The 6,358-nt window shown below is 76.2% G+C and carries 5 protein-coding genes and 1 pseudogene; 3 read left to right on the top strand and 3 right to left on the bottom strand.

The annotated features are described in order from the left end of the window. Positions 1 to 82 precede the first annotated feature (82 nt). Positions 83 to 1,486, bottom strand: a complete 1,404-nt coding sequence (locus C6N75_RS11985) for an STM4012 family radical SAM protein (RefSeq protein ID WP_105868860.1) — start codon at positions 1,484 to 1,486, stop codon at positions 83 to 85. A gap of 221 nt (positions 1,487 to 1,707) precedes the next feature. Here C6N75_RS11985 and C6N75_RS11990 point away from each other — a divergent pair, with 221 nt between their 5' ends. After that, complete coding sequence (locus tag C6N75_RS11990; RefSeq protein WP_105868861.1) at positions 1,708 to 2,808, top strand: DUF1152 domain-containing protein; 1,101 nt, start codon at positions 1,708 to 1,710, stop codon at positions 2,806 to 2,808. A 51-nt stretch (positions 2,809 to 2,859) separates the two neighbouring features. After that, a complete protein-coding gene (locus tag C6N75_RS11995) occupies positions 2,860 to 3,432 on the top strand; it encodes a GNAT family N-acetyltransferase (RefSeq protein ID WP_105868862.1) in 573 nt (190 codons plus the stop codon). Positions 3,433 to 3,695: 263 nt separating this feature from the next. Here C6N75_RS11995 and C6N75_RS12000 read toward each other — a convergent pair whose 3' ends face one another. Beyond that, positions 3,696 to 4,280, bottom strand: a complete 585-nt coding sequence (locus tag C6N75_RS12000) for a TMEM165/GDT1 family protein (protein WP_105868863.1) — start codon at positions 4,278 to 4,280, stop codon at positions 3,696 to 3,698. A 378-nt stretch (positions 4,281 to 4,658) separates the two neighbouring features. Between C6N75_RS12000 and C6N75_RS12005 the strand changes: the two genes are divergently transcribed. Then, on the top strand, positions 4,659 to 4,946 hold the full coding sequence (locus tag C6N75_RS12005; RefSeq protein ID WP_322888046.1) for a DUF5133 domain-containing protein: 288 nt from the start codon (positions 4,659 to 4,661) through the stop codon (positions 4,944 to 4,946). A gap of 5 nt (positions 4,947 to 4,951) precedes the next feature. Here the strand turns inward: C6N75_RS12005 and C6N75_RS31560 are convergent. Next, positions 4,952 to 6,310: pseudogene (locus tag C6N75_RS31560) on the bottom strand (ABC transporter substrate-binding protein); the annotation flags it as partial. Positions 6,311 to 6,358 lie beyond the last annotated feature (48 nt).

The following is a 6,358-nucleotide window of genomic DNA, read 5'->3' on the forward strand; positions in this document are numbered from 1 at the left end:
TCGCGCCGCCCTGGCGGCCGAGGGCGGGCGGCGGGGCGGCCCGGCCGGCGGTGGCCGGCGGGGCGGCCGGTCGCCGCGGCGGTCAGCGGTCCTGGTAGGCCGCCATGCGGGCGCGCACGTCCGAGGAGAAGAACATCGGGCCGACGGCGTCCGCCCGGGCCATGCCCTCCGGGGTGAGCGCCAGGGTGCCGGCGGCGTCGGGGCGGACCCAGTTGCGGTCCAGCAGGACGCCGAGCTGCCCGGCGAAGTCGTCCTCGAAGCGGGTGCCGAACGCCCGCTCGTAGACGGCGGGAACCAGGCCGCCCGCCTCCAGCAGATGCTGGAGCACGTGCATCCGGCGCCGCTCGTCGCCGTTCATGGCGAACGCCCACTGGGCGCGGCGGAAACGCTCGGTGGGGGTGGCGATGTAGTCGTCGATGATCCGCCGCACCTCGGGCACGGCCACCGCGTAGTCGGTGGTGTAGTGCAGGTCGGTGGTGAACGAGCGGGCCCCGACGCCGAGTCCGACCATGCCGGCCTGCTGGTTGTACTCGCTGATGCCGGTGGCGTCGTGGTCCTCCACCGCCGCGGTGCCCGGACGGCGGAAGACCCGCATCGAGGTCTGCTGGTAACCGGCCGACAGCAGGTGGTCGCGGCCGTAGCGGTACAGCCGCAGCCGCTGGTCGTCCCAGTCGGCCGGGGTCACCGCGTGCCGGCCGACCAGGCCGGTGAGCGGGCGGACGTACAGCGGGTAGAGGTAGATCTCCTCGGGCTCCCAGGACAGGGCGGCGTCCAGGGAGGTCCGGAAGGTGCGCTCGGTCTGGCCGTCGATGCCGTAGATGAGGTCGATGTTGAGGACCGGGAAGCGGGCCGCCTTCAGCCGCTCCAGCGCGCTGTCGACCTCCGACCGCTTCTGCGGCCGGACGGCGGCGCGGGCCTCGTCCTCCAGGAAGCTCTGCACCCCGATGCTGACCCGGGTCGCGCCGCGGTCGGCGAGCACGGCGATCCGGTCCGCGGTGGCGGTGGCGGGCGAGGTCTCCACCGACCAGGAGGCGGCCGACAGGTCGGCGCCCATGACGTCCTCGCAGACGTCGCAGAGCCGGATCAGCTCGTCGGCGGTCAGATAGGTGGGGGTGCCGCCGCCGAAGGCCGCGAGCCGGAAGCGGACGGGCCGGCCGGCGGCGTCCAGCGCCTCACGGGTCGCCACCGCCTGCCGCTCCAGGGTCGACAGGAACGCTCCGGTCACCTCCTCGGGGGCGCCGGTGCGGGTGAAGAGGTTGCAGAAGCCGCAGCGCATCTCGCAGAACGGTATGTGCACGTACAGGGAGAGCGCGTCGAGCCGCTCCTTGGCCCACAGCTCGGTCAGCAGCGGGCCGTCTTCTTGCAGGCGGTACGCCTTCTGGTGCGGATAGGCGTACACGTACTGCTGGTACGGGGTCTCGTCCTGGGCCGCGGACAGCTCGGGGCGGACGGCAGGAGTGGGCAGCGCGACGGTGTCGGGCGTCATCAAAGGGTCACTTTCGAGCGGGTGGTGCACGGCTGGTGACAAGCCGTCACTTTAGGTGTCGTGACCGAAAGCACCCTTTAGTGCGATGACCTCAAGATATGTCGGACGGTATGGAGCTTCCGCCGCACTTTCGCGTTACATCCGTTATGCCGCATTCGCCGTCCGCGGCCTTGCCGGGACCGGTGGCGCGGGGCGCCGCCGCTGGGGTTGGCTGGTCGGCCATGAGACGCCTCCTGATCGCCGCGGGCGGCGGCGGTGACGCCATCACCGCGGCCCTGCTGCACTCCGCCCTGTACGGCGCCGACACGCCGGCGCTGGTGCTGACCTACGCCTGGGAGCGGCTGGTCGTCGACCCCGTGCCCGGGCCCCGCGGCGCCGGCGACTTCACCGGGCTGGACGCGGTCGCGCCAGGCGTCGACCTGATCACCGCCGGCACCGCCCCGCTCGCCCCGGCCGGCTCGCTGCTGCCCCGGCTGGCCGCCGGACTGCGGCCGAGGCTGGGCCTGCTCGACCCCCACGGCGGGACGCTGGGCCTGGCCCGTCAGATCGCGGCGGCCGCCGCCTGGTGCCAGGCCGGCCGCGTCGACCTGGTGGACGTGGGCGGAGACATCGTCGCGCGCGGGGACGAGCCGACGCTGCGCAGCCCGCTGGGCGATGCGCTGGCGCTGGCCGCCTGCGCGGCCGCGGCACTGCCCACCACGGTGTACGTGGCCGGTCCCGGCCTGGACAACGAGATACCCCTGCCGCTGCTGCTGCCCCGGCTCGGCGCCCCCGCGCTCGGCCTGGAGAGCCGGCACACCGACGGCGTCCTGCCGCTGTTCGACTGGCACCCCTCGGAGGCGAGCGCCCTGCTGGTCGCCGCGGCCCGGGGCGCCCGGGGCGTCTGCGGCACCCGGGACGCGCCCGCCCCGCTGACGCTGGACGACACCGCCCGCCACGTCCACCGCCTCACTCTGGAACAGGCCCTCGACCTGAACCCGCTGGCCCGCCGACTGGCCGGGTGCGGCGGCCTGGCCGGGGCGGAGGCCGTCTCGGAGGCGGTGTGCGGCTTCTCGGAGATCGCCCGGGAGCGGGCCCGCGCGGCCGCCCTGCCGGCGGACGTCCCCCGCCCCCGGGAGCCCGCGGACGCGGCCGCGCTGACGGCCCGGTTCGCCGAGTGGGAACGGCGGACGGCCGCCCAGGGGCTCACCCATGTCACCAGCCGCCGGATCGCGGAGGAACTGGAGCTGTCCCCGCCGGAGGCGCTGACCCTGTTCGGGGCGCTGCGGCGCGACCCGGCCCGGCCGCCCGCCGCGCCGCTGTGGCGGCTCCTGGCGGACTGAGGCCGCGGAAGCCGGTGCGCGGCCCGGTGGTCGTGGCGCACCATGATCCGTATGGACCGACCCGCCGGGACACTCCGCCGCGATCTCGTCGAACTGCGCCGCTGGCACCCCGGCGACGCCGACGCCCTCCATCCGGTGATCACCGGGGCCCTCGACCACCTGCGGCCGTGGATGCCGTGGGCGGCCGGGCACGACCGCACCGGCACCGAGGAGTACCTGGCGCGGTGCGAGCGGGAGTGGGCCGCCGACCGGTCGTACGACTACGCGATCACCGCCGACGGGGCGGTGGTGGGCAGTTGCGGGCTGATGCGCCGGATCGGGCCGGGCGGAGTGGAGATCGGCTACTGGCTGCACCCGGCCGCGACCGGGCGGGGGCTGGCGACGATGGCCGCGGCGGCCCTGGTGGACGCCGGACGACTGCTGAGCGGGATCGACCGCGCCGAGATCCACCACGACCAGGCCAACCCGGCCAGCGGGGCGGTGGCCCGCCGACTGGGCTTCACCGCGGTGGGGCGTGCGGCGCAGCAGGGCGACCCGGCCGCCCCCGGCGAGAGCGGGGTGCAGGTGGTCTGGCGGCTGGCCCTGCGGGCCGCCGGCGCACCGGGACGGCCGGGCACCGCGTAGAGCCGTGGCGACGCGGGCCGGCAGCATGGCAACAGGCGGAGGCGACGGTCGCCAAGCAGGCGACGCGGTCGGGCAACGGAGCCTGGCACCTGGCGCACCCGACCACGACTGGGCAACGCGGCCGGGCAACGGAGTCCGGCACCTGGCACACCCGGCCACGGCTGGGTGAGGGGGTGGTCCGGCAACGGCGCGGGAGGGGAGGCGCCGGGCGGGGAGGCCGCGGCGGCCGGCTGGGCGCGGCCCCTGCGCCGCCTCCCGGCGCGTCAGCCGGTGAACGCCTCCACGAGGGTCCAGACGGCGAGGCCCGCCATGCACACGCCGCCGATGCGCTGCACGGTGCGCAGCGGCACGCGCTGGGCGATGAAGCGGCCGACCAGCAGGGCGAGCGCCGAGACGGACATCAGGGCGGCGGCGGAGCCGATGGCGGTGGGCAGCCAGCCGTTGGTGGCGGCCAGATTGGCGGTGGTGATCTGCGTCAGGTCGCCCCACTCGCTGATGAACACGGCCATGAAGGCGGTGGTGTAGACGGGCCAGAAGCCGGTGACGGTCTTCGCACCGCCCTCCTCCTCGTCGTCGTCGCCACCGGCCCGGAACAGGACGACCGCACCGAAGGCGAACAGGGCGGCGGACACCAGCTTGACGGCCGTCCCGGGCAGCAGGGTGAGCAGGCTGCCGGCGCCGACGGCGATGACGACGTGCACCAGGAACGCGGTGGACGTGCCGAACCACACGTACAGCGGGCGCATCCGGGTGCCCATGGCCAGCGAGGCGAACATCGTCTTGTCGGGCAGTTCGGCGAGGAAGATCAGCCCGAAGGCGGTCAGGATCGCCAGGGGGTCGAGAGTCATCGACGGGGCGCTTTCTGCTGGGGCCGGGCCTGAAGGGCTCGCGCGGCACCAGGACGGCGACGGAGGAGTCCTCTCGGCCCGGCACGACGGAGCGGCCCGCGGGGTGCGGGCCGTGGGTGTGCCTGGCCGAAGGTCTCGTCCGCCCCCGCACGGGTGGTCCGTGCCGGGGCCCGGTGGCCGGGAGGCCCGAGGGCTTCCAGTGTGTCGACCAGCGGTGTTTCGGGACTACTCCCCTTCGCTCCGCCCAGTGTAACGGCCGCCCTGACGGACCCGGACGGCAGGTCCGTACGCCCCGACCGGGGCCAGGGGGCGGGCGCACGGCCCATTCGCGATTCTTTCCATGCGGCAGGCATCTTCCGGGCCGAGTGGGGCACACGGATGCCACCGAGTGTGCTGAGACGAGGAGTTGCCGTGCTGCTGCCCGACCCCCGTTACCTGAGAGAACTGCTCACGCGCTACGCGGAGCTGCGTATCGCCCAGGCCCGCGGGGAGCGCGCGTGCCCGGAGGCGCTGGCGGACGTCGCCTACACCCTGTGCGTGGCGACGGGCACCCGGCGCATAGACGACGCTCTGGCGGCGGCGGACCGCATGCTCGCCGAGCACAAGGCCGGCGGCGCCGCCGGGGTCGCGGCCGCCGCGGTGCCCGCGCAGCCGGNNGCCTGGTAGAGGTACAGCCCCGCCGCGTCGTAGGCGCCGCCGCGCGGGGCGGAGTAGGCGAGGGTGCGGGTGATGCCCCGGTACTGGATCTCGCGGGTGCGGCGGACCAGTGTGCCGCGGTCGGCGGACGCTCCGTCGCCTCGGGCCATGGCCTGGGCGAGGAAGAGGACGGCGTCGTACGCCTCGGGGGCGTAGGCCGGCGGCGCGGCGGCGAACCGCTCGCGGTAGGCGGCGGTGAACCGGCGGGCCGCGGGCGTGCGGGCGGCGTCGACGAACGGGGTGGTGAACACCCAGCCCTCCGCGGCGGCCCCGGCCAGCGCGGTGAAGTCGGGGCCGTAGCCCTGCCGCAGCCCCATGCGCGCGCCCCGGTAGCCGGCCTCGTCCAGGGCCCGGGCGAGCGCGGCGGCGCGCCGCTGGTCTCCGGTGAAGACCAGCCCGTCGGCCCGCTCGGCGAGGACCTCGGCGGCCAGCGCGGCGGGGTCCGGGTCGGCCGGCACCTGCCGGATGCGCGCATGGCGGCCGGAGTCCAGCAGGACGTCGGCGACCCGGCGGCACAGTTCATAGCCGGGCGCGCCCTGGAGCCGGTCGTCCAGCAGCACCACCCGGCGGCAGTCGCGGCCCTGGACCAGGTAGGCCCGGCAGGGGGCCGCCATGGTGGCGTCCAGCGGGCGGGCGGGGATGTAGGCGCGCGGCCGGGTGCCGCCGCCCATGGCGGAGCTGGTGTCCACGCCGGGCGAGACGGCCACCGCGGGCAGGGAGGCGGCGTGGTAGGCGCGTACGGCGGCGAGGGCGCAGGCGTCGGTGGTGGGCCCGACGACGGCACGCACCCGCAGGTCCGCGGCCAGTCGGGCGGCCAGGGCGGCGGCTCGCTCCGGGGATCCGGCGTCGTCGTGCACGGCGAGGGCGAGGCGGAAGGGGTGGTCGGCGCGGGAGTTGAGGTCGTCCGCGGCGATTCGGGCACCGTCGCGCTGGGCGCGCCCGGTCGGGCCGGCCGGGCCGGTCAGGTCCTGGTGCAGGGCGATGGTGAGCGTCGGCCGGTCCGGGTCGCCGGCACCGGAGGCGGTCCCGGGACGCCGCGCGTACCACCAGGCGCCGGCGGCCGCCGCGGCCGCGCCGGGCCCGAGGACGAGCACCCGGCGCCGGGTGATCCGGCCGGGCGGCCCCCCGTCCCGTACCGGGGTGGCCGTCACCGTGTCGGCGGCGGCGACCGCGGCCTTCGCGACGTCCCCGGCCGCCCCGGCCACCCCGGCCGTCTCGGCAACCCCAGCCGCCCCGGCGTTGCCCGCCGTCCCGACGACCCTGGCAGCCCCGGCCGTCCCAGCGCCACGGGCAACCTCGGGAAGGCGGGGCAGTGGGGCGGCCGGGGCTGCCACGGTCGTAGGGACGGCGGGGCACGCCTGTCTCTTCTCCCCATCTCCCAG

Origin of the sequence: Streptomyces solincola (assembly GCF_002982015.1) — a bacterium.
GTDB classification, from domain to species: domain Bacteria; phylum Actinomycetota; class Actinomycetes; order Streptomycetales; family Streptomycetaceae; genus Streptomyces; species Streptomyces solincola.